The following is a 2,487-nucleotide window of genomic DNA, read 5'->3' as shown; positions in this document are numbered from 1 at the left end:
CGCGAGCTGGACGACGTCGGCGAGGGCCCCGGCGTACCGGTCGGCGACGGCCTGGCACAGGCCCAGGAGCAGCGCCCCGAGGACGGGCTCGGGCGAGAGGACCTGGGCGAGGGGCGCGAGGGTGCCGGGGAAGTCGCTGTCGGCGCGGCGCTCGACCACGTACCCGTTGATCAGCCCGCCGCCCTCCCGGCGGCCCTCGCGCTCGCCGGCGCCGAAGCGGACGCGCACCCGCACGCCGGGGCGCGCCTCGGCGTCCATGGCGGCGGGCACGGCGTAGTCGAAGAGGCGGTCGAGGTGGAGCAGGCCCTTGTCGACCAGCACGCGGGCGACGGGCAGCTCCTCGGCCAGCGCGGCGCCGCGCCAGGTCCGCGGGAGGGCGCGGGAACCCTTGGCCTTGCGCACGGTCTCCCGGATGAGGGCGAGCTGCTCCGCCCCCTCGGGTGCCGCCTCCCGGCCGTCGTCGCTGCTCACCTCTCCGTCCTACCAGACACCGCGGACACCCAGGCCGACAGCCCGCCGGACGGTCCGGGGCCCCGGACCGTCCGGCGGGCTCGAAGCGGCGTGAGCGCTCAGATGCCGGCGGCCTTGCGCAGCGCGTCGACGCGGTCGGTCCGCTCCCAGGTGAAGTCGGCCAGCGGCCGGCCGAAGTGGCCGTACGCGGCGGTCTGGGAGTAGATCGGGCGCAGCAGGTCCAGGTCGCGGATGAGCGCCGCGGGGCGCAGGTCGAAGACCTCGGAGATGGCGTTCTCGATCTTCTCGACGTCGACCGTGGCCGTGCCGAAGGTCTCGACGAAGAGCCCGACCGGCTCGGCCTTGCCGATCGCGTACGCCACCTGCACCTCGCAGCGCGAGGCGAGCCCGGCGGCCACGACGTTCTTGGCGACCCAGCGCGTGGCGTAGGCGGCGGAGCGGTCGACCTTGGACGGGTCCTTGCCGGAGAAGGCGCCGCCGCCGTGCCGGGCCATGCCGCCGTAGGTGTCGATGATGATCTTGCGCCCGGTGAGCCCGGCGTCGCCCATGGGGCCGCCGATCTCGAACCGGCCGGTGGGGTTGACCAGCAGGCGGTAGCCCTCGGTGTCCAGCTTGATGCCGTCGTCGAGGAGGGCCTTCAGCTCCGGCTCCACGACGAACTCGCGGATGTCGGGCGTCAGCAGTGAGTCGAGGTCGATGTCGGAGGCGTGCTGGGAGGAGACGACGACGGTGTCGAGGCGGGCCGCCTTGTCGCCGTTGTACTCGATGGTGACCTGCGTCTTGCCGTCGGGGCGCAGGTAGGGGATGGTCCCGTTCTTGCGGACCTCGCTGAGCCGGGCGGACAGCCGGTGCGCCAGGTGGATGGGCAGCGGCATCAGCTCGGGCGTCTCGTCGCAGGCGTAGCCGAACATGAGGCCCTGGTCGCCGGCGCCCTGGAGGTCGAGGTCGTCGCCGCCGGAGCCCTCGACGCGGCTCTCGTACGCCGTGTCCACGCCCTGGGCGATGTCCGGCGACTGCGCGCCGATGGAGACGGAGACGCCGCAGGAGGCGCCGTCGAACCCCTTCTTCGACGAGTCGTAGCCGATTTCCAGGATCTTGTTCCGCACGAGGGTCGCGATGTCCGCGTAACCGGAGGTGGTGACCTCGCCGGCCACGTGCACCTGGCCGGTGGTGATCAGCGTCTCGACGGCGACTCGCGAGTGCGGGTCGTCCTTGAGCAGGGCGTCGAGGATGGCGTCGCTGATCTGGTCAGCGATCTTGTCGGGGTGGCCCTCGGTAACGGACTCCGAAGTGAAAAGACGGCGGGACACATCGCTCCCCATGGTTGCAGCGGCTGCTGGCTGATCGGTTGCGGACCCGGGCCGGGCGCTCCCGGGACGGGCCCGTGGGCCATTTTATCCGGGAGCCTCGCTTAGGGGACAACCCGTCTCGGTCCCTGGATGCCGGTTGACCTGGGGAACCGCAGGTTCCCGCAGGAATCCACCCGGAAAGCAGCAATAATCTGCCCGGAGTGTCGTCCGGGGTGACTCAGGCGAGCCTTTGCGCTACGAGGTCCCACACCACGTCGGCCAGCGCTTCCTTCGGCCCGAACGGCACGGGCACCTCGCGCCCGTCGGCGGTGAGCACCACGGCCTCGTTGCCCTCGGCGCCGAACGCCTTGGTCTCCCCCACCTCGTTGACGACGAGCAGGTCGCAGCCCTTGCGGGCGAGCTTGGCGCGGCCGTTGGCGAGCACGTCGTCGGTCTCGGCGGCGAAGCCGACGACGACCTGCCCGGTGCGCGGCCGGGCGGCGGAGATCCCCGCGAGGATGTCGGGGTTGCGGGTGAGCCCGATCGGCTCCGGCTCGCGGTCGTCCTTCTTCTTGATCTTGCCGGTGGCGTACGTCACGGGGCGGAAGTCGGCGACGGCGGCCGCCATGACGACGGCGTCGGCGTCGGCCGCGGCCTTCACCACGGCCTCCTGCAGCTCCACGGTGGTGCCGACGCGGACGATGTCGGCGCCCGCCGGGTCGGGCAG

Annotated in this window: 3 protein-coding genes; all 3 read right to left on the bottom strand. The window is 72.3% G+C overall.

The features are described from left to right. A partial coding sequence (locus tag H5J30_RS27060) for a primosomal protein N' family DNA-binding protein (RefSeq protein ID WP_508470798.1) occupies positions 1–471 on the bottom strand: 471 nt, incomplete at its 3' end. Positions 472–569: 98 nt separating this feature from the next. Further along, complete coding sequence (gene metK, locus H5J30_RS27055; protein WP_181789943.1) at positions 570–1,781, bottom strand: methionine adenosyltransferase; 1,212 nt, start codon at positions 1,779–1,781, stop codon at positions 570–572. 217 nt (positions 1,782–1,998) lie between these two features. After that, a partial coding sequence (locus H5J30_RS27050; protein ID WP_309505644.1) for a phosphopantothenoylcysteine decarboxylase domain-containing protein occupies positions 1,999–2,487 on the bottom strand: 489 nt, incomplete at its 5' end.

Origin of the sequence: Streptomyces phytophilus (assembly GCF_013870535.1) — a bacterium.
GTDB lineage: Bacteria > Actinomycetota > Actinomycetes > Streptomycetales > Streptomycetaceae > Streptomyces > Streptomyces phytophilus.
This window is presented reverse-complemented; position numbering and strand designations above follow the sequence as displayed.